Source organism: Caulobacter segnis (genome assembly GCF_023935105.1).
GTDB classification, from domain to species: domain Bacteria; phylum Pseudomonadota; class Alphaproteobacteria; order Caulobacterales; family Caulobacteraceae; genus Caulobacter; species Caulobacter segnis_B.
Genome location: NZ_CP096040.1, coordinates 1432461 through 1456601, shown reverse-complemented (window position 1 = coordinate 1456601; position 24141 = coordinate 1432461). Strand labels below are relative to the sequence as shown.

At 67.1% G+C, this 24141-nt stretch carries 17 protein-coding genes; 7 read left to right on the top strand and 10 right to left on the bottom strand.

The genetic code is table 11. The features are described from left to right. The first annotated feature begins 81 nt into the window (after positions 1-81). A complete protein-coding gene (locus MZV50_RS07225) occupies positions 82-1935 on the top strand; it encodes a glycoside hydrolase family 2 protein (protein WP_252633730.1) in 1854 nt (617 codons plus the stop codon). A 359-nt stretch (positions 1936-2294) separates the two neighbouring features. After that, on the top strand, positions 2295-2462 hold the full coding sequence (locus MZV50_RS07220; RefSeq protein ID WP_252633729.1) for a hypothetical protein: 168 nt from the start codon (positions 2295-2297) through the stop codon (positions 2460-2462). A 9-nt stretch (positions 2463-2471) separates the two neighbouring features. On the opposite strand, the gene MZV50_RS07215 is transcribed toward MZV50_RS07220, so the two are convergent. The 5 genes from MZV50_RS07215 to MZV50_RS07195 all read right to left on the bottom strand — a co-directional run bounded on the left by MZV50_RS07215 (position 2472) and on the right by MZV50_RS07195 (position 7415). After that, the gene (locus tag MZV50_RS07215; RefSeq protein WP_252633728.1) at positions 2472-3359 is read right to left on the bottom strand and encodes a TauD/TfdA dioxygenase family protein; all 888 of its coding nucleotides are present in this window, start codon (positions 3357-3359) and stop codon (positions 2472-2474) included. Positions 3360-3585: 226 nt separating this feature from the next. Beyond that, positions 3586-5232 (bottom strand): glycoside hydrolase family 43 protein, encoded by a 1647-nt coding sequence (locus MZV50_RS07210; RefSeq protein WP_252633726.1) that lies wholly within the window; start codon positions 5230-5232, stop codon positions 3586-3588. After that, a complete protein-coding gene (locus MZV50_RS07205; protein ID WP_252635201.1) occupies positions 5229-6464 on the bottom strand; it encodes an MFS transporter in 1236 nt (411 codons plus the stop codon). The genes MZV50_RS07210 and MZV50_RS07205 overlap by 4 nt, the downstream gene beginning before the upstream one ends. Before the next feature lie 151 nt (positions 6465-6615). After that, the gene (locus MZV50_RS07200) at positions 6616-7125 is read right to left on the bottom strand and encodes a low affinity iron permease family protein (RefSeq protein ID WP_252633725.1); all 510 of its coding nucleotides are present in this window, start codon (positions 7123-7125) and stop codon (positions 6616-6618) included. Between the two features lie 32 nt (positions 7126-7157). Beyond that, positions 7158-7415: a hypothetical protein gene (locus tag MZV50_RS07195; protein WP_252633723.1), complete on the bottom strand. Its 258-nt coding sequence runs from the start codon at positions 7413-7415 to the stop codon at positions 7158-7160. Positions 7416-7768: 353 nt separating this feature from the next. Here MZV50_RS07195 and MZV50_RS07190 point away from each other — a divergent pair, with 353 nt between their 5' ends. Beyond that, positions 7769-8149 carry a VOC family protein gene (locus MZV50_RS07190; RefSeq protein WP_252633722.1) on the top strand — a complete coding sequence of 127 codons (381 nt, stop codon included), beginning with the start codon at positions 7769-7771 and terminating at the stop codon, positions 8147-8149. Positions 8150-8156: 7 nt separating this feature from the next. Here MZV50_RS07190 and MZV50_RS07185 read toward each other — a convergent pair whose 3' ends face one another. Beyond that, complete coding sequence (locus MZV50_RS07185; RefSeq protein ID WP_252633721.1) at positions 8157-10022, bottom strand: hypothetical protein; 1866 nt, start codon at positions 10020-10022, stop codon at positions 8157-8159. A 129-nt stretch (positions 10023-10151) separates the two neighbouring features. Next, entirely contained in the window at positions 10152-11363 is a 1212-nt protein-coding gene (manD, locus tag MZV50_RS07180) for a D-mannonate dehydratase ManD (RefSeq protein ID WP_252633720.1), read from the bottom strand. Between the two features lie 169 nt (positions 11364-11532). On the opposite strand from manD, the gene MZV50_RS07175 reads away from it, so the two are divergent. Then, positions 11533-12294: a FadR/GntR family transcriptional regulator gene (locus tag MZV50_RS07175; protein WP_252633719.1), complete on the top strand. Its 762-nt coding sequence runs from the start codon at positions 11533-11535 to the stop codon at positions 12292-12294. A gap of 50 nt (positions 12295-12344) precedes the next feature. Here MZV50_RS07175 and MZV50_RS07170 read toward each other — a convergent pair whose 3' ends face one another. Both MZV50_RS07170 and MZV50_RS07165 read right to left on the bottom strand, forming a co-directional pair. Next, complete coding sequence (locus MZV50_RS07170) at positions 12345-12959, bottom strand: dihydrofolate reductase family protein (protein ID WP_252633718.1); 615 nt, start codon at positions 12957-12959, stop codon at positions 12345-12347. A 76-nt stretch (positions 12960-13035) separates the two neighbouring features. Continuing rightward, positions 13036-14295 (bottom strand): alginate lyase family protein, encoded by a 1260-nt coding sequence (locus MZV50_RS07165; protein WP_252633717.1) that lies wholly within the window; start codon positions 14293-14295, stop codon positions 13036-13038. Between the two features lie 175 nt (positions 14296-14470). On the opposite strand from MZV50_RS07165, the gene MZV50_RS07160 reads away from it, so the two are divergent. The 3 genes from MZV50_RS07160 (at position 14471) to MZV50_RS07145 (ending at position 21924) form a co-directional block, all read left to right on the top strand. After that, the gene (locus MZV50_RS07160; protein ID WP_252633716.1) at positions 14471-15631 is read left to right on the top strand and encodes a glycoside hydrolase family 88/105 protein; all 1161 of its coding nucleotides are present in this window, start codon (positions 14471-14473) and stop codon (positions 15629-15631) included. A gap of 417 nt (positions 15632-16048) precedes the next feature. Next, positions 16049-18889: a TonB-dependent receptor gene (locus MZV50_RS26470; RefSeq protein WP_289781905.1), complete on the top strand. Its 2841-nt coding sequence runs from the start codon at positions 16049-16051 to the stop codon at positions 18887-18889. A 173-nt stretch (positions 18890-19062) separates the two neighbouring features. After that, on the top strand, positions 19063-21924 hold the full coding sequence (locus MZV50_RS07145) for a M14 family metallopeptidase (RefSeq protein ID WP_436792212.1): 2862 nt from the start codon (positions 19063-19065) through the stop codon (positions 21922-21924). 444 nt (positions 21925-22368) lie between these two features. On the opposite strand, the gene ggt is transcribed toward MZV50_RS07145, so the two are convergent. Further along, positions 22369-24126, bottom strand: coding sequence for a gamma-glutamyltransferase (gene ggt / locus MZV50_RS07140; protein ID WP_252635199.1), 1758 nt, complete (start codon positions 24124-24126; stop codon positions 22369-22371). Between the last annotated feature and the right edge of the window lie 15 nt (positions 24127-24141).

Here is a 24141-nt window from a genome sequence, read left to right as displayed (position 1 = left end):
GGTATGACCAATTTGGTTGCGCCCTGACCAGTCTCCGTGCTCAACTCCCGCGACAAGGCCGAAAGGCTGCTGGAGGACGCGATGGGACTGAAGGCTTTCGTGGGCGCGATGTGCGCCTTGACCGTGCTGGCGCCGCTGGACGCCCAAGCCTCCTCTCCCACCCTGACGCGGGCCGACAACCGCGACGGCCAGGACCTGTCGGGGACCTGGCATTATTCGGTCGATCCCTATCGCGACGGCTTGGCCGGCTTCCATCGTGGCGCACCCGGCGCGGGCCATCGTCGCTATGACGATGTCGACGTCGACGCCCTGACCCGGGCCAAGCCGACGGCGCTCTACGAATACGACATGGACCGCGCGCCGACGGCGACCCTGCCCCAGGGCTGGATCGGCCATGACCCGACCCTGCGCTACTACCAGGGCCTGATGTGGTACACGCGCCGCTTCGACACGCCGGCGCTCAAGCCTGGCCAGCGCGCCTTCCTGCGCTTCGAGGCGGTCAATTACACCGCCAAGGTGTTCCTGAACGGCAAGAGCGTCGGCGAACACGAGGGCGGCTTCACGCCCTTCTCGCTGGAAGTCACCGACGTCGTGCGCGCCAGCAACAACCAGCTCACGGTCGGCGTCGACTCCACGCCGCAGGCGGACGGCGTGCCGCCGCCGGTCACCGACTGGGAGAACTATGGCGGGATCACCCGGCCGATGCGCCTGGTCATTACGCCCGGCACCTTCATCGACGAGGCGTGGGTGCGCCTCACCAAGGACGGCAAGATCGCCGCGACCGTGACGCTGGACGGCGCCCAGGCCGCCAACCAGGAAGTCCATGTCCGCGTCGCCGAACTGGGCCTGGACGTCACGGGCAGAACGGACGCCAAGGGCGTGCTGAACGCCTCGGCCGCCGCGCCCAAGGGGTTGGCCCGCTGGTCGCCCGACAGGCCCAAGCTGTACGACGTCGTGGTCCAGGCCGGCGAGGACCGCCTGACCGACCGCGTCGGCTTCCGCACCATCGAGACCAAGGGCAGCGAGATCCTGCTGAACGGCAAGCCGATCTTCCTGCGCGGCATCTCGGTGCACGAGGAGGAGTTCGGCGAGAACCCCGCCCGCACCATCACCGAGGCCGGGGCCCGCGCTCTGCTGGCCGAGGTCAAGGACGGCCTGCACGGCAATTTCGTGCGCCTGGCCCACTATCCGCACAGCGAGGTCACCACCCGGCTGGCCGACGAGATGGGCCTGTTGGTCTGGAGCGAGATCCCGGTCTACTGGCTGGTCGACTTCGGCAACCCGCGCACCCTGGCCCTGGCGCGCGGCATGCTGGCCGACAACATCCGCCGCGACCGAAACCGCGCCTCGATCATCATGTGGAGCGTCGCCAACGAGACGCCGATCACCGACGCCCGCAACAGCTTCCTCTACCAGCTGGTCGACGACGTCCGGGCCCTGGACGACAGCCGCCTGGTCACCGCCGCCCTGCTGACCGACCGCAAGACCGTGGACGGCAAGGCGCTGATGGGCCTGAACGACCCGCTGGCCGACAAGCTGGATGTGCTGTCGGCCAATACCTACAACGGCTGGTACAGCGACGACGCCCTGGACGCCCTGTCCGGCATCGCCTGGAAGGCCACCGACAAGCCGATGGTGTTCTCGGAATTCGGCGCCGACGCCCTGGCCGGCTTCAGCGATCCCCAGCTGATGCGCAAGTTCTCCGAGGACTATCAGCGCAAATACTACGAGAAGACCCTGGCCATGGCCCGCCAGATCTCCAGCTTGCGCGGCATGTCGCCGTGGATCCTCAAGGACTTCCGCGCGCCCCGCCGCCAACATCCGGTCTATCAGCAGGGCTGGAACCGCAAGGGCCTGGTGTCGCCGACCGGCCGCCGCAAGCCGGCGTTCTTCGTGCTGCAAGGCTTCTACAAGGAGAAGGAAGCGGAAAAGTAGCGCGCGCACGAGCCGGACCGGCGCAGCTCAAACCCTTCCCCCGTAAGCCTCTGCGCGCGTTTGTCGCAGTGGTGCGACAGTCTGGAGCGTTGCCTTGAACGCAAGACTCGTCGATGAGTTGATCACTCGGCGCACCCCACCGCGTCGACACCTTTTTGTGCTAGCCGGCTGGCCTGGCCCTCGGGCAAGTCCAGCCGGTTTCCTTCCCGGTCATCCGTTCGCTTTCTCGGACCTCGGTCCAAAACGGAAGCGCGGCCAACCCAAAACCCAGCACGCGATTAAATCGCATGCATAATAAATACCGTTGGATCCCTGCTTCGCACCTTGTTGAACACGACCGCGTTTTAGGACCGATAGAGATGAAGTCGATCGCCCACGTCCAGCCGCCCCTGCCGATGAAAAGCGCCGGCCTGAACATCGACGTTCCGGCCACGCTGATGCGTCGCGTGCTGCCGCTGGGCCTGGCTTTGGGCGCGTGGGCCGCGCTGATCGAAGGCTGCCGCCTGGCGATCTCGGCCCTCTTCTAGGCCTTCCCGCTAAAAGGGCTTGTCGCCCTTGATCGTCACCCGCTCGACAATCCGTTCCTGGGGCCAGTAATCCAAGATCGCATAGTGCTGCGTGGCGCGATTGTCCCAGAACACGATGGCGTTCGGCGTCCAGCGAAAGCGGACCTGATACTCCGGCGCCTTCACCCGATCCAGCAGCTCGTTCAGCAGCGTCTTGGCCTCGTCCTCGGGCAGGCCCAGGATCCGGGTGGTGAAGACCTTGTTGACGAACAGATGCTTCTCGCCGGTCTCCGGGTGCGTGCGCACCACGGGATGGACCATCGGCGGATAGGCCGCCCGCAGTTCCTGGCGCTTGGCCTCGTCGACCCGATAGCCGTAGCTCTGGATGATGTCGTGCTCGGCGCTCAGGGTCGCCAGCTGCTCTTTCAGCTTCTGAGGCAAGTCGCGATAGATGGCGGCCGTGTCGGCGAACAGGGTATCGCCGCCCAGCGGCGGCATGTGACGCATGCGCAGCACCCCGCCCATCGACGGCGCCTCGCGGAAGGTGACGTCGGTGTGCCACTTGTTGGCGACGCGGACGATCGGGAGGATCTCCTCGCGCAGCTTCATGCCGTCGGCCGCCTCGATGTGCAGGATCTCCGGAAAGCCCGGCACGTGGGCGGTCACGGGATGCCCCTCCAGGTCGCCGAAGTAGCGGCCGAACCGGACGTGGTCCTCGTGGCTGATGTCCTGGTCGCGGAAGAACACCACCTTGTGGCGCAGCAAGGCCGCCCGGATGGCCGCGACGATCTCGGGCTTGAGCGCCTGCGTCAGGTCGAGGCCGGAAATCTCGGCCCCCAGCACCGGCCCGGCGGGCGTGACGGTCAGGCCGGCGTAGAGGGCGGCGTCCTCCCGCGAGATCGAGACAGGCGCGTTCATGGCGTTCTCCCTGGAGCCGTCTGAAGCGGCTTAGGAAACGAACACTAAGGGTGAACGCCGTTCACTCAATTCACAAATTCTGGGGCCGCCTCCACATCCGATCTCCCCGGCGAAAGCCGGGGCCCGGATCGAGCCCAAGGCGCCCGACGAGGTGACTGGACGGATCTCGGATCATCCCAAACCTCTCCAGATGAATCTGGGCCCCGGCTTTCGCCGGGGAGATGGGTTATAGGTTTGTGGGAGCCGTTACGTATTCCCGCCCCTGGTACTCGAACCAATCGAAGTCAGCCGGCGCGGCCATGCCCGAAGTGTCCTGGCAGGCCATGCCGACGAAGGCGCCGGTGAAGTTCGGCGCGCCGGGCGCGCTGGCTTCGTCCGACAGGATCGAGGCGTCGAACACCTCCGGCAACCAGGCCCACGCCCCCTGCCCACCCTGCCGAAAGCCGAAGCGCAGGCGCTCGAAGTCGACCTCGACGCGCAATTCGACCGGGCCAGCGGCCAGTGGGATCGGGGCGGTGAAGCTGTCGGCCTGCGGGCTATCGGGGGTGCAGGTCATGACCCGCAGATGCCTGCCGATCGCCTCGTCGTGGCTGACGTGCAGATAGTGGAACTTGGCGCCGTTGTAGTAGCAGACCAGGCCGGCGGCCTGCTGGAAGTGCTCGGGCTCGAAGTCCAGGATCGTGGAGGCCGAATAGCAATGATCCTGCTGCCGACGCGCGACCAGGGCCTGGCGGAAGACGCTGCCCAGGCTCTCGCGACCATACAGGCGCAGCGACCCCGGCTTGGCGGCCAGGCTGAAGATCTCGTCCGGATAGGGCGTCCGTAGCCACTGGAAGTCGATCGGTAGGTCAGGGCCGTCGAAATCCTCCCGCGCCGACGCGACCGGCCAGGGCCGCGCGGGCAGGTTCGGCGCCGGGGTCTCCAACGTCGGGTCGCCCGAGCCGTCCAGGGTGCGCAGCCAGCCGTCCTCGCCCCAGACCAGTTTCTGGATGGCCGTCTCGCGCCCCAGCACACAGCGCCCGCGATTGGGCAGCGGCCGACCGCACAGATAGACGGCGTAGGTGTCGCAGTCGGCGGTCTCCACGAGGTCGCCGTGACCCGCGCGCTGCAAGGCCACGTGCGGCCGGTCGCGCGAGGTCAGGACGTAGGTGTCGGGATGCAACTCGTAAGGCCCGTCGATGGCGCGCGAGCGGGCCATGGTCATGGCGTGTCCCCAGCCCGTGCCGCCCTCGGCGGTGACCAGGTAGTACCAGCCGTCACGCTTGTAGAGGTGCGGGGCCTCGGTCAGGCCGATCGCCGTACCCTCGAAGATCACCTTGCGCTCGCCGACCAGGCGCTGCTGGTTCGACGAATATTCCTGCAGCACGATGCCGGCGAAGCGGTTCTTGCCCGGCCGGTGGTCCCACAACTGGTTGACCAGCCACTTGCGGCCATCGTCGTCGTGGAACAGCGACGGGTCGAAGCCGGAGCTGTTCAGGTAGATCGGATCCGACCACTCGCCGTCGATCGTGTCGCAGGTGACCAGGTAGTTGTGGAAGTCGCGCAAGCTGGCCCCGGAGGCCCCGCCCACCGTGGTCCGGCCATAGCGCTTCACGTCGGTGTAGATCAGCCAGAACCGGCCGTCGGCATGGGTCAGGCACGGGGCCCACAGGCCGCAACCGTCGGGGTCGCCCAGCATGTTCAGCTGGCTGGCGCGGGTCAGCGGCCGGCTCAGCAGGCGCCAGTTCACCAGGTCTCGCGAGTGGTGGATCTGAACGCCCGGGAACCACTCGAAGGTCGAGACGGCGATGTAGTAGTCCTCGCCCACCCGCACGATCGACGGGTCGGGATTGAAGCCGCGCAGGATGGGATTGCGGATCACGGGGAGGCTCACGGATTGGGGATCTGGCTAACCGGTCGCGCGCCCGGCGCGACGCGGTCCTTGACGAAGGTCCACAGGACCACGGCGCCCAGGATGTCCAGCACGCCCAGGGCCACGAAGAACGGGTCGTAGCCGATCTTGGTCACCAGCCCGCCGATCAGCAGCGAGAACAGGAGGACCCCCAGATTGCCCATCATCCCGGCCAGGCCGGCCACGGTGGCGACCTCGTCGCGGCGGAAGAGGTCCGAGGCCATGGTGATGACGGTGACCGACAGGGTTTGGTGCGCGAAGCCGCCCAGGCACAGCAGGGCGATGGCGGCGTAGGGGCTCTCGACCCGGCCGACGAACATCATGCCGGTCATCATCGCGGCGCCCACCGTGAAGGCCCAGCGCCGGGCATTGATCAGCGACACGCCGCGTTTCTGCAGGAAGTGGGCGATGACCGGCCCGAACAGGCAACCCAGGTCCGCCGCCACGAACGGCAGCCAGACGAACATGGCGATCTGCTTCAGGTCGAAGCCGCGCGTGTGCGACAGATACAGCGGCACCCAGAACGACAGCGTGCCCCAGGTCGGATCGGCCAGGAAGCGCGGCAGGGCGATGCCCCAGAACTTGCCCTGCTTCAGGATCGAGACGATCGATGGCCGGGTTCCGGCGTCGACCAGGTGGGCCTCCTGACCGGCGGCGACACGCGCGCGCTCGTCCTCGGTCATCGACGGATGCTGGTCGGGCGAACGGTAGAAGACCAGCCACAACGCCACCCAAGCCAGGCCGATCGCGCCCGTCAGGACGAACGCCGCCCGCCAGTTCCAGGTCAGGGCCGCCCACACCACCAGCGGCGGCGCCAGCACCGAGCCGAGCGACGCGCCGATGTTGAACATCCCGCCGGCGAAGCCGCGCTCCTTGGCCGGGAACCAGGTGGCCACCGCCTTCATGCCCGCCGGCTGGGCCGAGCCCTCGGCCAGACCCAGCAGGCCGCGCAGCATGGCGAAGCCCTGCCAATTACTGGCCAGGCCGTGAGCCATGGCGATCAGGGACCAGGCGGCGGCGAAGACGGCGAAGCCGGTGCGCAGGCCCAGGGTGTCGAGCACGTAGCCGCAGATCGGCTGCAGCATGATCCCCAGCTGGAAAGCGCTGGTGATCCAGGAATACTCCTTCACCGAGATGCCGAGATCCTTCAGGATCGTCGGCGCGGCCACGCCCATGGTCGAGCGCGTCAGGTAGTTGACGATCGCGCCCAGCATGACCAGGCCGATGATCCACCAGCGCAACGCTTTCAACTTCGGCAAGGCGGTCCGGCTCCCTGTCGAGCCGACTTGGCCATGGCTCGCTCGTGTTACCGCTATCGCCGACGAGGTCTGACGTCCACCCTACGAAGGTCTGATATTGACACGGCTAATTGGGATGGCCGGCGCGCAAGGCCTTGGCGCGACGCGAAGCCTGGGCGCGGGCCGAGGGCTGCTTCTTGTCGGCGGCGACGGGCTTTCCGGTCTTGGCCTGTTTGGCCACCCGCGCGTCCTTTTCAGCGGCGGCGCGCTGCAGGGCGCGCACGCTGCGATCCGCGCGCGCCTTGCAGTGGGCGTGCATGGCCTCCAGCTCCTTGTCGGTCAGCTTCTCGATGCCGATGAACTCGTTCTCGGCGTCGGTGGTGGCGCGGATCAGTTCGTCCAGCTTGGTCTGCAGCGCGATGCCGTCGCGATTCTGGGTGTTCTGGATCAGGAACACCATCAGAAAGGTGATGATCGTCGTGCCGGTGTTGATCACCAGCTGCCAGGTCTCGGAAAACTTGAAGATCGGCCCGCTCACCGCCCAGACCACCACCAGGGCGACGCAGGCCAGGAACGCCGGCGGGCTGCCGGTGATCTTGGCGGTGACATTGGCGAACTTGGCGAACAGCTTGTCCACGGAGCGACTCCCTTGAGATCGCCCGGTAACGCCTAGACCGTGGCGGCGGCTCCCGGCCGCGGCGCCGGCTCGGGCGCCACCTTGCCGTCCAGGCGATCGACCTCGCCGACAAAGCGGTCCTTGCCCTCCGGCGCGGCCGCCGGCTCCCACACGAAGACACCGCTGCACGCATGCGCCGCCGCGATCTCCGCCGCCAGTTCCAGGGCGTCCAGGTCATCCGCCGCGGCTTCGGCGATAAAGGTCAGGGACACGCCATCCGCACGCCTGGGGTAGAAAAGATAGGTGGGCATGATCGAACTCCTGCCTCTTCGAGCGGGAGCGGAAGCCGTGGCTTCATCTCTCAGCCACCGGCGCTCGAGAAGCGGAGCCGATGGTCTCAGGACGTTAACACCCCAATTCGAGGATTACGAATAAAATCCCCAACATCGAAATAAATGTGTGTCGTAAACTCGACATTTCTCAACAAATTTATCTGAAAACTCCGGAAATATATCACCGTCACTTAGAATTGATGACGCACGAGTGATGGAGATAGCTGTAAGTTACCTATGCGACATAGCATCGACAAAACTGATCATTTTCCACTGGTCGACGCCGTCGGGTTCGACCCACGCGCCGGGACTTTCAACGGGGGGAGTACGCGATGATCGGATACACCCTGATCGGCAGCAACGACCTGGGCAAGGCCAAGGCCTTCTATGGGACCATCGGCGTCGGTCGCCTGATGGAATTCCCGACCGGCGGCTGCGCCTGGGGCGCGGACTGGAGCAAGCCGATGTTCGGCGTCGGCAAGCCCTATGACGGCCAGGCCGCCACCTTCGGCAACGGCACGATGATCGCCATCGTGCTGGACGAGCGCGGCAAGGTCGACGCGCTGTACGACAAGGCCATCGCCCTGGGCGGCAAGTGCGAGGGTGGTCCCGGCGTGCGTGGCGACGAGGGGCCCCAGGCGTTCTACGCGGCCTATTTCCGCGACCTCGACGGCAACAAGCTGTGCGCGTTCCGGATGGGCCCGGCTCAGTAGCGCCGAGTTATCTGTAGCTCAGCGTCCAGCTCACGGTGAACGGCCCGCTCTCCGGCGCGCCGCCCGTGCAGAGGGTCAGGGCGGTCATCGCCCCCGTCGGGCTGCGATAGGCCTTGTCGTCGTCCAGCGGCCGCGTCGCGCAGGTCAGGCCCTGGACATCGAAGCTCGTCACCTCGCCCGCCCCGAAGCGCGTCGCGCCGCCTCGGGTCGCGGCCTTCGCCGAGAAGCTGGCGAAGGCCAGGTCGACCGCCTTTACGGCCACGCCGGACCTGGGCGTGAAGACATCGGTGCGGCGGATGCGGCCCGGCTCCAGAACATAGGTCGTCTTGACGCCGAAGCGGTCGTCGGCGACCGGCGCCTTCTGACCCAGGCGGTCCAGCCGGTCCTGGTCGTAGGATACCGTCGTTCGCGTCCCCTGCCCCGCGACCTGCACGTGGGCGGCGTAGGCCAGCGGCGCCAGCACCGAGCCATCGGCCAGGGTGATGCGCGGCAGCAGCTGCGGGAAGACACCGTCGGCTACGCCCTGCAGCATCCCCGGCGAGAACGGGATCGGATAGTAGGGCGTGTTCATGTGCTGCCCCTCGCCGCCGTTGATGATCGGCAGGCCGATGACGCGGCCGCGATCGCGAACCGTCACCAGCAGCCGGTCGTGCCGCCCCCGCGCGAACCACGTCACGGTCCGTTTGGGCAGTCGGTCCAGCCAGGCCGCGTAGCCGGGATCGGGCGCCTTGTCCTTGAAGCCCAGTTCGTTCCAGATCGCGCTGGTATAGATGTACTGCCGAGCCAGGCTGAGGTTCTCGCCCAGAATCCGGTGCTTGCCGCGATAGGCGTCTGTCCGGCGCCCCCGCCCCCACATGTCCACCGAGCCCAACTTCGGATCGAACCAGAAGTCCATGTAGCGAGCGGCCACGCGCGCGCTGAACGCATAGGCCATGGTCTTCTCTTCCGGCGTTAGCACGTCCAGCTTGGCCGCGGCGGTCAGCACCTCCAGGAACGCCGTCTCGCCATAGGTCCCGATGCTGCGGCCATATTCGAAACCCTCGCCGCGCAGGTTCAGCCGTGGCAGCATCAAGTCGACCGAGCGGCGTAGCCATTGGCGCACCTCCGGCGTGGCGGGCATGCCGGCCTCGATCAGGCGGTGGGCGATCTCGCCGATCAACAGCACGCTGTAGCGGTCGAAGCGCCCGTCGCCGTCGGTCTCGTCGGCGAAGCCGTATTCGCCGGAGTACTTGCGATAGTGATCCAGCGTCTTGCCCAGCAGGCCCTCGCTGGCGCTGGCGTCCTCCCAGCCCAGCCGATAGCGCAGCCGGGCCACGCTGAAGGCGACGCCGTAATAGTTGTTGGGCAGGTTGATCAGGGTCAGGTCGCGCTCGCGGACGAAGCGGCGCCAGTCCAGCTTGACCTTCAGCCTGGCCAGGGTTTCGGGAGAGACCGCCTGGTCCAGCACCCCGGCCTCGCGCAGCATCAAGAGGGCCTGGCAGTAGTAGTAGACGCCCCAGGTGTCGTTCGTATCGTCGACCGTCAGGTCGGCGATCTGGCGATAGGCGGCGACGTAGCGGGCGAACCTCGGATCTTCGCGCGGCGTGTCGACGATCAGATAGGCCAGGCCGATGGCGATCTTGCCGGGCAGGAACTTGTCGTCGGCCTCGAAGACCCTGACCCCGCCCAGGGTCATGTCGCGCTTCTCGGCCAGCAGCTTCTCCAGCAGCACGGCGGTCTGCGGCAGCAGGCGGGTCTGGACCGTCTGGTTCATCGGCGCGACCGCGCCGGCATAGACTGGACCGCGGGGCCCCTGGTTAGGTCCAGCGAAGGCGGGCGCGGCGATGGTCAGGCAGACGGCGGCCATCGGGAGGAGGAAGGAACGCAGTCGCATCGGTCGCTCGTGACGCCCGCCTGAACGGGTCTGTTTTCGGAACGCCACGACGACACCAGAACGTCGAACGGCGGCGAGATGGCATGACCAATCTCGCCGCCGCCCATCAGTTGTCAAGCCAATTTGGCCTTACCAGTTGAACATCGTCCCGTCCTGCAGGCGGTTCACCGGCAGATAGGCGCGCTTATAGTCGTACTTGGCGGCCAGGGTCTCATCGATGTCGACGCCCAGGCCCGGCTTGTCGCCGGGGTGCAGCATGCCATCGTTGAACGTGTAGGCGTGCGGGAACACCGCGTCCGTCTCCGGCGTGTGTCGCATGTATTCCTGCAGGCCGAAGTTCGGGATCGCCATGCCCAGGTGCAGGGCCGCGGCCATGGTCACCGGCGACAAGTCGGTGGCGCCGTGGCAGCCGGTCTTGACGTGGTGCAGGTCGGCGAAGGCCGCGATCTTCCTCAGATTGGTGATGCCGCCCGCGTGCAGCACGGTGGCGCGCAGATAGTCGATCAGCTGCTCCTCGATCAGGGTCTTGCAGTCCCAGACGTTCGAGAAGATCTCACCCACGGCCAGCGGCGTGGTGGTGTGCTGGCGGATCAGGCGGAAGCCGGCCTGGTTCTCGGCCGGGACCGAGTCCTCCAGCCAGAACAAGCGGTAGGGCTCCAGATCCTTACCCAGGCGCGCGGCCTCGATCGGGGTCAGGCGATGGTGGACGTCGTGCAGCAGGTGCACGTCCCAGCCCAGCACCTCACGGGCCTTGGCGAACAGCTTGGGCGCGTGGCTCAGATAGGCTGAGGTCGACCAGACGTTCTCGGTCGGCAGGTTCCCGTCGGCCGGCTCGTAGAACATCTTGTCGCCCGACACGCCGTAGGTGCTGGCCAGGCCCGGCACGCCGGTCTGCAGGCGGATGGCCTTGTAGCCCATGGCCTTGTACTTCACGGCCTCGGCGATGGTGTCGTCGATCGTCTCGCCGTTGGCGTGGCCGTAGACGGTGACGCCGACCCGGCTTGCGCCGCCCAGCAGCTGATACAGCGGCAGGCCCGCCACCTTGGCCTTGATGTCCCACAGCGCCATGTCGACGGCGGCCAGGGCGCTCATGCCCACCGGACCGCCGCGCCAGTACGAGCCGCGGTAGAAGAACTGCCAGGTGTCCTCGATCTGGTGCGCGTCGCGACCGATGAGGCAGGGAATCATATGATCTTTCAGATAACTGACCACCGCCAGCTCGCGGCCGTTCAGCGTGGCGTCGCCGACGCCGGTGGTGCCGTCCTCGGTCGTGATCTTCAAGGTCACGAAATTGCGGCCGGGGCAGGTGACGATGACCTTGGCGTCGATGATCTTCAGCATGGACCTAATAAGCTAAGCGTGACCAAAAGTGGCCTGACCACTTCTACAGACTTATCAGGCAAGATGCTAGTGGCCTTGCCACTTTGTGCGAATGTGTGCGCTTTAGCGGGGCTGAGACCCATGCAACCGGCCACGCCGACCGGCGTGGCGTCGGATGGACAATGAGAAGATGACCACCTCCACGGCCGAAACCCGCAAGCTCTACCAACAAGTGGCCAACTCCATCGCCGATGCGATTCGCGATGGCGTGCATCGGCCGGGTCAGCGCCTGCCGTCGGAACGCGACCTGGCCGAGGACTACAAGGTCAGCCGCCCCACCGTGCGCGAGGCGATGATCGCCCTGGAGATCCGCGGCCTAGTCGAGGCCCGTCATGGCTCGGGCGTCTATGTCACCGAGACCCCGCGCCCCGAGGCGCCGGCGCCGGACCTCGACATCGGCGCCTTCGAGCTGACCGAGGCTCGCCGCCTGATCGAGGGCGAGGTCGCCGCCCTGGCGGCCGCGACGATCAGCGACGAGGAGCTGGCCGAGCTGGCCTCGATCATGGACGAGATGGTCGTCGAGAACGACAACAACGTGAAGGGCGAACGGGCCGACCGCCGCTTCCACGTCACCATCGCCCGCGCCAGCCGCAACAGCGCCTTGGTCACCGTCGTCGAGAACCTCTGGGACCTGCGCTACAAGTCGCCGCTGTGCCGCGCCATGCTGGAGCGCGCCCGCCAGGTCGGCGTGCGCCCACGCATCGACGACCACCAGGAAATCCTGATGGCCCTGCGCGAACGCGATCCCGCCAGCGCCCGCAACGCCATGCGCGAGCATCTGGGCCGGGTCATCGACAACCTGCTGACCGCCACCGAGATCGACGCTCTGGAACGGGCCCGCAACGAAGTGGCCGCGCGGCGCACGGAACTGGCGCGCCGCTCGGCGATCTAGCGGAACGGCGCGTCATCCCCCTCTCCTTGGAGAGAAGGGGAAATGCCCCATCAGTCCCCCATGAAGCTGCCCGTCTCCACCGCGCCCGCCTTGGCGTAGCGGCCGACGATCGAGCCGCCGGGGGTGATCTTGGCTTCGGTCAGGCGCCAGGCGCGCGGGGCCACGCCGTCCTGGAACAGCCGCTTGCCGGCGCCCAGCATCACCGGGAAGGTGATGGTCTGCAGGTCGTCGACGACATCGGCGGCGAACAGGGTCCGCAGGAAGTCGGCCGAGCCCTGGGTCAGAAGCTCGGGACCATCCTGAGCCTTCAGCCGCCGGATCTCGGCCACCGGGTCGGCGCCCAGCCAGCGGCTGTTGTTCCAGGCCAGCGCGAGGTCCGGATCGCGGGTGGCGACGTGCTTGGTCGTGGCGTTGAACGCCTTGCCGATCGGGTGCTCATCGTGCAGCGGCCAGTAGCCGGCGAAGATGTCGTAGGTCCGCCGGCCCAGGACCAGGTCGAAGGGCTTGTCGAACAGATCGCCGACCGCCTGGCCGACCGCCTCGTCGGTGATCGGCGGGAGCCACCCGCCGAAGGCGAAGCCGCCCGACGGATCCTCCTCGGGCCCGCCCGGGGCCTGCATTACGCCGTCCAGGCTGACGAACGCGGCGACTTTCAGCTTTCTCATCTCGATGTCCTCCTCGGCTATCGAACCAAGGAACGGGCCGAGGTCGCGGCATCCGACACCGACGCGGCGGAAAAAGCTACTTTCGGTACGGCGCGATGATCAGGCGGCTTTGCGCCGCCGGCGTCGACTTGGCGATCAGGTCGGCCTTAGCGGCGAAACCGGCGTCACCATAGGCCCGGGCGGCCAGGTCGTAGAGCGGCAGGGCCTCTTTCGTGGCGTCCTCGGGCTTGAGGTCCTTGTAGGGAAAAGCCGCCTCGTTCCCGACGAATGGGGCCAGGTGGTCGAAGGCGGCGCGGATCCCCTGCCCCTTCGGCCCCTTGTAGTTCCAGAGGTCGACGCCGACGCAGGGCCCGAGCTCGGCCATGCCGACCAGCGGCTCCAGGGCGAAGTAGCTGTAGTGCAGCGCCTTGGTCCGCGCGAGCTCCTCGGGCAGCTTGCCGTCGGCCTCGATCTGCGGATCGATGCGCGCCTTGCCGACGCCCGCCAGCACGCTCCGGGCCAGGTCCGGCTGGCGGGCGAACAGGGCGAAGGCGGCCAGCTGATAGTCGTACCAAAGGCCGTGGTTGTTCCTGGCCGCCCGCTCCTGCTGGCCCGTGGGCGCCGTTTGCATCCAGGCCGCATAGTCGCCGAACCAGACCTCCAAGCCTTTCTGCTCGGCGGCGGTCAGGGCCTTGGACGGCGCCAGCACGCCGATCGACTCGACCACGCGCAGCAGGCGATAGGTGTCCAGCACGCCTTCGGCCCGGCCGGGCGTGCGGCCGGGCACGCCCTGCGCATAGGTCATCGACGGGTTCATCCGCGTGGCCGGATCCAGGAACCAGGTCCGCAGCAACTGGGCGGCCTTGGTCGCGTAGGCGTCCTTGCCGGTGAAATAGTAGGCTAGCGACAGGGCCTCGACCGCGCCGGCCATGGCGTCCATGCGGCCCGCGTCGAAGGCGTTGGTGTTCCGCTCGGGGTTCACCTCGCCGTCCTTGCGGATATAGGGCTCGCCGTTTGGCTGGGCGGGGTCGGGCCACCAGTAGGGGCCCATGGAGATGTAGTCGTGCTTGTCGCCGCTGGGCGGCGTTCGGCTCTTGTCCACGACGCTGTAGACCGGCCCGGCCAGGGCCTTGTCGGCGCGCGCGATCAGCGCCTGGTAGGCCGCCCCGCCCTTCGCCTCGGTCCTGGCCGCCGCCAGCCCCTGCGGCTTCCAGCGGAAGGTGCGGCGGCCATCGAACGCGGCGGCATAGCCGTCGTCGGCCCTGCACACGGGCGCCGCCGCGACGGCGGGCGCGGCGATGACAACCCCGGCGGCCAGGCTCGCGCACAGAATCGCGACGCGGATCGAAGCGGACATGATGGATCCCTCCCTGGGAATTTTGGCGCACACCTTAGCGCGATGTCGCCAATGCGCAAGGATTGGCCTGACCAGATTGGTCATTCCGATTTGACGAAATTGGCCCGACGCAGCAAGATCGGTCAGACAACCTCGACCGCCCGCAGAGGCGCGAGGATCTAGAGGGGAGAACACGATGCGCAGGATCGCCGCCGCCTTGGCCTGCCTGACCTTGAGCGTCTCCGGCGCGCTCGCCGCGCCGGCTCCGGCGGCATCGCCACCGTCCCAGGTCTCCGATCCGGCCGCCTCGGCCCTGACCCTGGGCCGCGCCGTCGCCGACTGGCAGCTGCGCCACATGGACGGCAAGTTCGACTACGTCCAGACCCATCGCCCCGGGACGCAGAACCCGCGCGGTTGGATCCAGGGCGCCTTCTATGTCGGCCTGGCCGCCTTCGCCGAGCGAACCGGCGACACAGGCTACGCCCAGGCCCTGCGCGCCCATGGCGTCGAGCAGGACTGGGGCCTGGGCAAGCGCCCCCTGCACGCCGACGACCACGTCATCGCCCAGAGCTGGATCTGGCTGAACCTGCGCGACCGCGACCCAGCCCAGATCGCCCCGGTCAAGGCGCGCTTCGACGCCATCCTGGCCGACCCGCCCCACGCCGACCTCAAGTTCATCGACGGCACGGAAGACCAGCCGTGCCAGGCCCGCTGGTGTTGGAGCGACGCCCTGTTCATGGCCCCGCCGACCTGGACCGCCCTGTCGGCCGCGACCCACGACCCGCGCTACGCCGCCTATGGCGACCGGGAGTTCTGGGCCAGCACCGACTACCTGCTGGATAAGGGCGAGAGCCTCTATTTCCGCGACAGCCGCTACTTCGACCGTCGCGACGACCAGGGCCGCAAGATCTTCTGGAGCCGCGGCAACGGCTGGGCCTATGCGGGGATCGTCAACATCCTGAAGACCCTGCCGGCCGATCATCCCGACCGACCGCGTTACGTCGCCCTGTTCCGCAAGATGTCCGCGCGACTGGTGTCGCTGCAGAAGCCGGACGGCTACTGGTCGGTGTCACTGCTGGCGCCCGAGCACAGCCCGCCGGAGACCAGCGGGACGGGGTTCTTCGTCTACGGCCTGGCCTGGGGCGTGAACCAGGGGCTGCTAAAGGATCCGAAGTACGTCCGGTCGGCCCGCCTGGGCTGGTCGGCCCTGGTCAACGCCGTGGCGTCCGACGGCAAGCTGGGTTGGGTGCAGCAGGTCGGCTACGCGCCCGACCATGTCGAGGCCGGCGATACCCAGCTGTACGGCTCCGGCGCCTTCCTGCTGGCTGCCTCGGAAGTCTCCCGCAGCCGATTCTAGCGCCGCCTTCACGCCCACGGTATCACCACCGCGAAGTCTACCAACGGCGCAGTACATGGACATCGTTATTCAACGAAACTCACTATTCGAAATCCCATTTTCGACGCTCCGTAAACTTCACCGTTCCGCGAACGGCGTCATTTCAATTGTGTTCCAGAAACGACCTTATGGATTTCACGTACGTTTCATAACAGAGATCGATTTGACTTATTCACGCCTCAATCATCGCAAGGCGTTGCCTTAAAGAGACAGCTTCAAGACAATTCCATTACATTTTGAAGCGTGCGATTGACCCCTTTGATCCACGAGTCCTAAGCCGCCCGCCAACCGCCGGATCGCGACGGGATACTCATCTTGCATCGGGCTGTAAGGACGCCGGCGCTCGCGCCGACGAGGGCGGCCCGGAAGGGATCGAACATGATGTACAAGCTTACCCGGGGCCGCCTGCTCGCGACCTCGATGATCGTGGGCGTGGCCGCGCTGGCCGGCTTCGCCGCGAACGCCCAGACGACCGCCGCCCCGCCCGCCCCCCAGGACAACGAGGTCGACGCCGTCGTGGTGACCGGCTCGCTGCTGCGCCGCACCGACACCGCCACCCCCTCGCCGGTCACGGTCCAGACGACCGAACAGCTGAAGGCCCAGGGCATCACCACGGTGTCGGACGCCATCCGCAGCCTGTCGGCCGACAACTCGGGCTCGATCCCGGCAGCCTTCGGCAGCGGCTTCGCCGCCGGATCGACCGGCGTGTCGCTGCGCGGCCTGTCGGTCAACTCGACCCTGGTCATGATCGACGGCCTGCGCAACGCCAACTACCCGCTGGCCGATGACGGCCAGAAGGCGTTCGTCGACCTGAACTCGATCCCGTTCAACGCGGTCGAGCGCATCGAGACCCTGAAGGACGGCGCCTCGTCGCTGTACGGCGCCGACGCCATCGGCGGCGTGGTCAACATCATCATGAAGTCGAACTACCAGGGCATGTCCGCCGACGCCTCGTACGGCAAGAGCGAGCATGGCGGCGGCGACCAATATCGCTTCAACGGCGACGTCGGCTACGGCGACCTGGATACCGACAAGTACAACGTCTATTTCGACGTCGAGTACCAGCTGGACAAGCGCATCCGTGGCGACCAGCGCGGCTTCCCCTACAACACCAACGATCTCAGCTCGATCCCAGGCGGCGCGAACAACAACCCGCAGACCGGTGGCAGCACCTTCTACGGCAACATCAAGCGCGCCACCCTGGGCACGCCGGGCAACCTGGCCACCGGCGTCGCCATCGACGACCCGACCAACGTCTGGCAACCCCTGCGCACCTGCGGCGCCGGCGCCCCGCTGACCAACCAGTTCGATGAAGACGGTCTGCTGATGGGCTCGTACTGCGCCCAGAACATCGCCGACTTCGGCGACATCCAGCCCAAGCAGTCGCGCGTCGGCACGTATGGTCGCTTCACGATCAAGCCGAACGACAACTTCGAAGCCTATCTGTCGGGCAGCTTCATCCAGTCGAAGACCTCGGTGAACGGCACCCCGGTCACCATCTCGTCGAGCACGCCCAACAACCTGTCGAACCTGGTCCTGCCGGTCTACATCTGCTCGGCTGGCGTCTCGTGCGCCACCGCCGCCGATCGCACCCTGAACCCGAACAACCCGTTCGCCTCGACGGGCGACTACGCGCTGATCAAGTACCGCTTCAGCGACCTGCCGGCCACGGCGCGCTACACCAACCGCATGTTCCGTGTGGTCGGCGGCGTGAAGGGCGACATCAACGACTGGAACTACCAGGCCAATGTCGTCATCGCGCACGACACCCTGGAGAGCGCCCAGACCGGCTTCCTCAGCTACAAGCAGCTGATGAGCGACATCCAGACGGGCGCCTACAACTTCGTCGACCCGTCGAAGAACAGCCAGGCCGTCCGCAACGCCCTATCGCCGGTCCTGGCCAAGACCTCGACCACCGACATGGACTCGGTGAACGTCCAGGCCTCGCACGCCCTGTTCAGCCTGCCGGGCGGCGACGCTCAGCTGGGGATCGGTGGCGAGTTCCGCTACGAGGCCACGAACGACCCGGCCCTGAACCCGGTCAACGACGCGCAAGGTCTGGGCAACGCCCGCACCGAGGGCAACCGCACCGTCGCCTCGGCCTTCGCCGAAGTCGGCCTGCCGGTGACCACGCAGCTCGAGGTCAATCTCTCGGGTCGCTACGACCACTATTCGGACTTTGGCGGCAACTTCTCCCCGAAGATCGGCGTCAAGTTCACGCCCATCAAGACGGTCGCCTTGCGCGGCACGATCTCGAAGGGCTTCCGCGCGCCGTCGTTCTCGGAAGCCGGCAACTCGGCCAGCCAGGGCTTCACGACGTTCTCGTTCAAGGCCGACCAGTACGCCGCGTTCCGTGATTCCCACGGCAACAACGAGTACACCAAGGCCTACTCGCTCTCGTCGATCACCACGGCCAATCCGGACCTGAAGCCGGAGAAGTCGACCAGCTACACCTTCGGCGCCGTGTGGGCTCCCACCCGCGCCTTCAGCGTCTCGCTGGACTACTACCACATCAAGAAGAACGACGTGATCGCGCAAGCCAGCGCGGGCACGGCCCTGGCCGCCTACTACTCGGGCCAGGCCATCCCGGCCGGCTACACCGTCGTGGCCGACGCGATCGACCCGGAACACCCAACCGCCCTGGCGCGCGTGCTCTCGGTCGCCTCGCCCTACATCAACGCCGACTCGCTGGTGACCAGCGGTCTGGACCTCAACGTCCAGGCCACGTTCTACCTGCCGGCCGACGTGAAGTGGACGAGCAACCTCGATGCCACGACCATCTTCGACTACAAGTACACCCAGGACGGCACGACCTATAACTATGTGGGCAAGGAAGCCCCGTACGTGCTGTCGTCGGGCGCGGGTACGCCGAAGAACCGCCTGTCTTGGATGAACACCTTCGAGCGCGGCCCCATCCACGTGACGGGCACCATGAGCTACGTCTCGGGCATGCGCGAAGAGGACGACAGCTACGACAGCGCCTGCCTCTACGGCGACTCGAACTTCAACTGCCGCATCAAGTCGTTCACGACCGTCGACCTGACGGGCGCCTACGACGTTACGAAGAACGCGACGGTCTATGCCGACGTGATGAACCTGTTCGACACCGGCCCGATGTTCAACCCGGCCAACTACGCCGGCGTGAACTGGAACCCGACCTATTCGCAGTCGGGCATCGTGGGCCGCTACTTCCGCGTGGGCGTCCGCCTGAAGTACTAGGCGCGCCAAGCAAGCGTGGCAGGCGAAAGTGGACGCCGGTTTCGGCGGCCGCCACGCGCCACGCCAAGAGCTATCTCGCGTACCGGTCGCGTGAGTATGACCGGATGAGATGGAAAGGGGTCGCCCGCGAGGGCGGCCCCTTTTTCGTGCGCCCATGTTCGGCCAGAGAAAAAATGGGCTGGCCGCGCCGTTGCTCCGGGTGCGGAAACGCCATCCACTTACGTCAGTCTAAGGAGGGGCCGACGCGCCGATGCGTCCGCCGAGGGCTTACGGGGTTGGAAATGACGCGTAGCGGAGCGATGGCCGGTGCGGCCTTGGGCTTGGTGCTGGCTTTCGGCGGGATCGGCATGGCGGTCGCCGCCGACATCACCCCGCCCGACAAGGCTTTCGCCCAGCCGGTGGGCAGCGACTACTTCTTGGCCGACTACACCGCCTACGAGGCCTATCTGAAGACCCTGGCGGGCCAGTCCGACCGCATGAGGCTGGTCGACATCGGCAAGACCGAGGAAGGCCGCACCATGTGGGTGGCCATCGTCTCCTCGCCGGCCAACCTGGCCAAGCTGGACCGCTACAAGGAGATCGCCCGCAAGCTGGCCAAGGCCGATGGCGTCAAGGAGGACGAGGCCCGCAAGCTGGCCGCCGAAGGCAAGGCGATCGTCTGGATCGACGCGGGCCTGCACGCCAGCGAGACCATCACCTCGCAGGGCCAGATCCAAGTCCTGCACCGCATGCTCTCGCAGAACGATCCCGAGACCCTGCGCATGCTGGACGACACCATCATCCTGTTCGGCCAGGACAATCCGGACGGGATGGAGATGATCTCGGACTGGTACATGCGCAACCAGGATCCGAAGACGCGCGAGTTCAACTCGCTGCCGCGCCTGTACCACAAGTACATCGGCCACGATAACAACCGCGACAGCTTCATGTCGTCGATGGCCGAGACGACCAACGTCAACAAGATGCTGTTCCGCGAATGGTATCCGCAGATCGTCTACAACCAGCACCAGACCGGCCCGAACGGCATGGTGGTGTTCGTCCCGCCATTCCGCGACCCGTTCAACTTCAACTACGACCCGCTGGTCATGACCGAGCTGCAGGAAGTCGGCATGGCCATGCACAGCCGTCTGGTGGCCGAGGACAAGCCCGGCTCGGGCGCGCGCAGCGCCGCGCCCTACTCCACCTGGCACAACGGCATGGAGCGGTCGGTCGCCTACTTCCACAACTCGATCGGCCTGCTGACCGAGATCATCGGCGGCCCGACCCCGACGACGGTCAACCTGGTGCCGGAGCTGCAGCTGCCCGGCAACGACCGCCCCGCGCCGATCGCGCCGCGCGAATGGCATCTTCAGGACTCGCTGGACTACCAGTGGACGATGAACCGCGCGGTCATCGACTACGCCGCCCGCAACAAGGAGCGCCTGCTCTTCAACATCTGGAAGATGGGCGACAACAGCATCAAGCGCGGCAGCCGCGACAGTTGGACGATCACCCCGACCAAGGTCGACGCCCTGGCCGCCGCCGGCAAGGGCAAGCCAGGACCGTACGGCGCGGCGGTCGATCCGAGCCTGTTCAAGTCGGTGATCCAGACGCCGGAAAGCCGCGACGCCCGCGCCTATGTCATCCCCGCCGACCAGGCCGACATGCCGACCGTGGTCGCGTTCCTCAACGCCCTGATCAAGACCGGCGTCGACGTCGACAAGGCGTCCAAGCCCTTCGCGATCGCCGGCAAGACCTATCCGGCCGGCTCGTACGTCGTGCGCACCGCCCAGGCCTATCGCCCGCACGTGCTGGACATGTTCGAGCCGCAGGACCACCCGCACGACCTGGAATATCCGGGCGGCCCGCCCAAGGCCCCGTACGACGTCACCGGCTACACCCTGGCCTATCAGATGGGCATCAAGTTCGACCGCATCCTGGACGGCTTCGAGGCCCCCACGACCCGCGTGCCGAACCTGATCGCGGTGACGCCCGGTTCGGTGAAGGGGTCGGGCGGAGCGGGCTGGCTGGTCAGCCACGAGACCAACGGCAGCTTCACCCTGACCAACCGCCTGCTGAAGGCCGGCGCCAAGGTCTACTGGGTCAAGGACGGCGCGAAGGCCGGCAAGACGGCCTTCGGTCCCGGCGCGATCTGGGTCCCCGCCTCGCCCGCCGCCAAGACGGTGATCGACAAGGGCGTCAAGGACCTGGGCGTCGACGCCTACGCCGTCGGCGGCAAGCCCTCGGGCGCGACCATCGCCCTGAAGCCGATCCGCGTCGGCCTGGTGGACGTCTATGGCGGCTCGATGCCCTCGGGCTGGAACCGCTGGATGTTCGAGAAGTTCGAGGCCCCCTTCCAGGTCGTCTATCCGCAGCGCCTGGACGCCGGCGACATCGCCAAGGACTTCGACGTGCTGGTGTTCGCCGACGGCGTGGTGCCCGCCCCGGCCGACGGTCCATTCAAGGCCGGCCGGCCCTCGACCCAGCCCAAGCCGGAAGAGATCCCGGCCGAATATCGCGCGTGGCTGGGCCGGGTCAGCGACGACAAGACCCTGCCGAAGATCGCCGAGTTCGTGAAGGGCGGCGGCACGGTGGTGGCCATCGGCGCCTCGACGCGCCTGGCCACGGCCCTGGGCGCGCCGGTCGACGTCGCCACCGCCAAGCTGGAGAACGGGCAACTCAAGGCCCTGACCAACCGCGAACTCTACATCCCCGGCTCGGTGCTGCGCGCCAAGGTAGATCCCAGGCAGCCCCTGGCCTACGGCGCGGGCGACCAGGTTGACGTCTTCTTCGACCGCAGCCCGACCTTCACCGTGAAGCCCGACGTGAAGGGCGTGTCGCGCGTGGCCTGGTTCGACACCGACAAGCCGCTGCGCAGCGGCTGGGCCGTGGGCCAGGAGAAGCTGAAGGGCTCGACCGCCATGCTCGACATCGACATCGGCAAGGGCAAGGTCTTCGCCTTCGGCCCCGAGATCACCCAGCGGGCGCAGTCGTGGGGGACGTTCAAGTTCCTGTTCAACGGCCTGCTGTACGGGCCGGCGGTGGCGAGCAAATAAACCGCCTCCCCGGCGGAAGCCGGGGCCCAGATCGAACCCACAGCGCCCTTCGTCGATCCTCGGCGGAGGGCGCTTTCACATCCGTCGCCCAGGATGAATCTGGGCCCCGGCTTTCGCCGGGGAGGCGGGTGTTGATAGTGGGCGGGCAGAAACTAAAAATCGGCGCCGGAGGGGAATCCGGCGCCGATCTCGCTCGGGACCACTGGGGGAGCGTCCCGAGAGCAGCAACCAGTCCGACGCCGACTGGCGATGACGTCGAGCCGTGAGGATCATGCGAGACGCCGGACCGCAGCCCCTCGCCGACCTCGAGACGAAGCTTGCGCCGGCCCCAGGGCGGCGACGTTGATCTAGCGCAAACGCCAAAGTTAAATCGGCGCCGGAGGGGCAGCTCCGGCGCCGAATGATCACGCCCTCGAGGGGACGCTCGGGGGGGAGGATGCCCCCCTAGGGCGCGATCGCCTCGGCTCCGGGTCGGCGCGGATCCGCGCCGCCCAGATAGAGACCGTTGTCGATCATGATCGACTGGGCCGAGCCCATGGTCTCGTCCGAGGTTATGGGGTGGCCCATGGCTTTCAGCAGGGCCACCGTGTCGGGATTGAAGTTCGGCTCGACGCGCAACGTGTCGCTGGCGTCCTGGAAGATACGCGGCTGATGCGTCGCCTCCGCGACGTTCAGCTTGAAATCCACCGCGTTGACGATGACCTGCAGCACCGTGTCGATGATCGTGCTGCCGCCCGGCGTGCCGGTGATCAGCCACGGCTTGCCGTCCTTGAAGATCATGGTTGGCATCATGGTCGACAGCACGCGCTTGCCCGGCGCCAGGGCGTTGGGCGGGGCCGGCTTGCCGTCGCGCTGGGCTCGCCAGGCCGCCTCGTGGGCGTAGTTGTTCATCTGGTTGTTCAGCACGAAGCCGGCGCCGGCCACCATCACGCCCGAGCCGAAGTCCGCGCCCAGGGTGAAGGTGTTGGAAACCGCGTTGCCCTCGGCGTCAGCCACCGAGAAGTGCGTCGTGTTGTGGCTCTCGAACGCCCAGGGATCGCCCGCGCCCAGGTCCTTGGCCGGCGTGGCCTTGTCCGGATCGATCAGCTTGGCCCGCGCCGCGCCATAGGCCTTGGAGGTGAAGCCCTGCAGCGGGACCTTCACGAAGTCGGTGTCGCCCAGATATTTGTAGCGGTCGGCATAGGCCATCTTCATGGCCTCGGCTTCCAGGTGCAGGGTCTTGGCCGAGCCGGGTCCCGAGGCCTTCAGGTCGAAGGTCTCCAGGATGTTCAGCATCTCCAGCAGGGTGGCCCCGCCGGCGCTGGCGGGCGGCGAAGTCATCACGGTCAGGCCGCGATAGGTCCCGGTCAGCGGCTGGCGGATCGCTGGCCTGTAGGCGGCCAGGTCCTCGGCGGTGATCAGGCCGCCATGGGCCTTCATGTCGGCGGCGAAGCGCTGGGCGATCTCGCCGCGATAGAAGGCGTCCGCGCCCTTGTCGGCGATCTGGCGCAGCGACCAGGCCAGGTCGGGCTGCTTCAGGGTTTCGCCGGCGCGATAGAGTTCGCCGCCGGCCTTGTAGAACGCCGTCTTGCCGGCCTCGCTCTCGGACAGGCGCTGCTTGCCCCAGCTGAACACGAAGGCCTCGTCGGGCGACAGCACCACGCCGTCATGGGCCAGCTTGAACGCCGGCTCGACCAGCGCCTTCCACGGCAGCTTGCCGTACTTCTGGTGGGCCAGGAAAAGGCCCGCGACGGTGCCCGGGACGGTGGGCGCGCGATAGCCGCGCGAGGCGACGTCGTCGATCTCCTTGCCCCTGGCGTCGACGAAGGTCTCCAGCCTGGCGGCCCTGGGCGCGACGCCGCGATAGTCGATGAAGATGGTCTCGCCGGTCTTGGCGATGTGGACCATCATGAAGCCGTCGCCGCCAATGTTTCCGGCGCGCGGCAGGGTCACGGCCAGGGCGAAGGCGGTGGCGACCGCGGCGTCCACGGCGTTGCCGCCCTGGCGCAGGATGTCGGCGCCGACCTTGGTGGCGATGGCGTTCTGGCTGACCACCATGCCGCGCTCGCTGACCACCGGCGAGTGGATGCTGGGATATTCCAGAAGCTGCTTCTTCTGGGCCAGGGCCGGGGTCGCCGCGATCGGCGTGAGCAGCAGGGCCAGGGCCGAGGCGGCGGTCGTCAGCAGGCGGAACGGTTTCAAGGTCGGATCTCGCAAGACGATACGCGCGAAAAGGAA

Excerpts from the sequence above, each read along its gene's own strand:
- MZV50_RS07185 (WP_252633721.1), bottom strand. The coding sequence starts at position 10,022 with ATGCGACTGCGTTCCTTCCTCCTCCCGATGGCCGCCGTCTGCCTGACC.
- MZV50_RS07175 (WP_252633719.1), top strand. The coding sequence starts at position 11,533 with ATGACCACCTCCACGGCCGAAACCCGCAAGCTCTACCAACAAGTGGCC.
- MZV50_RS07190 (WP_252633722.1), top strand. The coding sequence starts at position 7,769 with ATGATCGGATACACCCTGATCGGCAGCAACGACCTGGGCAAGGCCAAG.
- MZV50_RS07165 (WP_252633717.1), bottom strand. The coding sequence starts at position 14,295 with ATGTCCGCTTCGATCCGCGTCGCGATTCTGTGCGCGAGCCTGGCCGCC.
- MZV50_RS07145 (WP_436792212.1), top strand. The coding sequence starts at position 19,063 with ATGGGCTGGCCGCGCCGTTGCTCCGGGTGCGGAAACGCCATCCACTTA.
- MZV50_RS07160 (WP_252633716.1), top strand. The coding sequence starts at position 14,471 with ATGCGCAGGATCGCCGCCGCCTTGGCCTGCCTGACCTTGAGCGTCTCC.
- MZV50_RS07170 (WP_252633718.1), bottom strand. The coding sequence starts at position 12,959 with ATGAGAAAGCTGAAAGTCGCCGCGTTCGTCAGCCTGGACGGCGTAATG.
- MZV50_RS07215 (WP_252633728.1), bottom strand. The coding sequence starts at position 3,359 with ATGAACGCGCCTGTCTCGATCTCGCGGGAGGACGCCGCCCTCTACGCC.
- MZV50_RS07225 (WP_252633730.1), top strand. The coding sequence starts at position 82 with ATGGGACTGAAGGCTTTCGTGGGCGCGATGTGCGCCTTGACCGTGCTG.
- MZV50_RS07205 (WP_252635201.1), bottom strand. The coding sequence starts at position 6,464 with ATGCTGGGCGCGATCGTCAACTACCTGACGCGCTCGACCATGGGCGTG.
- manD (WP_252633720.1), bottom strand. The coding sequence starts at position 11,363 with ATGCTGAAGATCATCGACGCCAAGGTCATCGTCACCTGCCCCGGCCGC.
- MZV50_RS26470 (WP_289781905.1), top strand. The coding sequence starts at position 16,049 with ATGATGTACAAGCTTACCCGGGGCCGCCTGCTCGCGACCTCGATGATC.
- MZV50_RS07195 (WP_252633723.1), bottom strand. The coding sequence starts at position 7,415 with ATGCCCACCTATCTTTTCTACCCCAGGCGTGCGGATGGCGTGTCCCTG.
- MZV50_RS07220 (WP_252633729.1), top strand. The coding sequence starts at position 2,295 with ATGAAGTCGATCGCCCACGTCCAGCCGCCCCTGCCGATGAAAAGCGCC.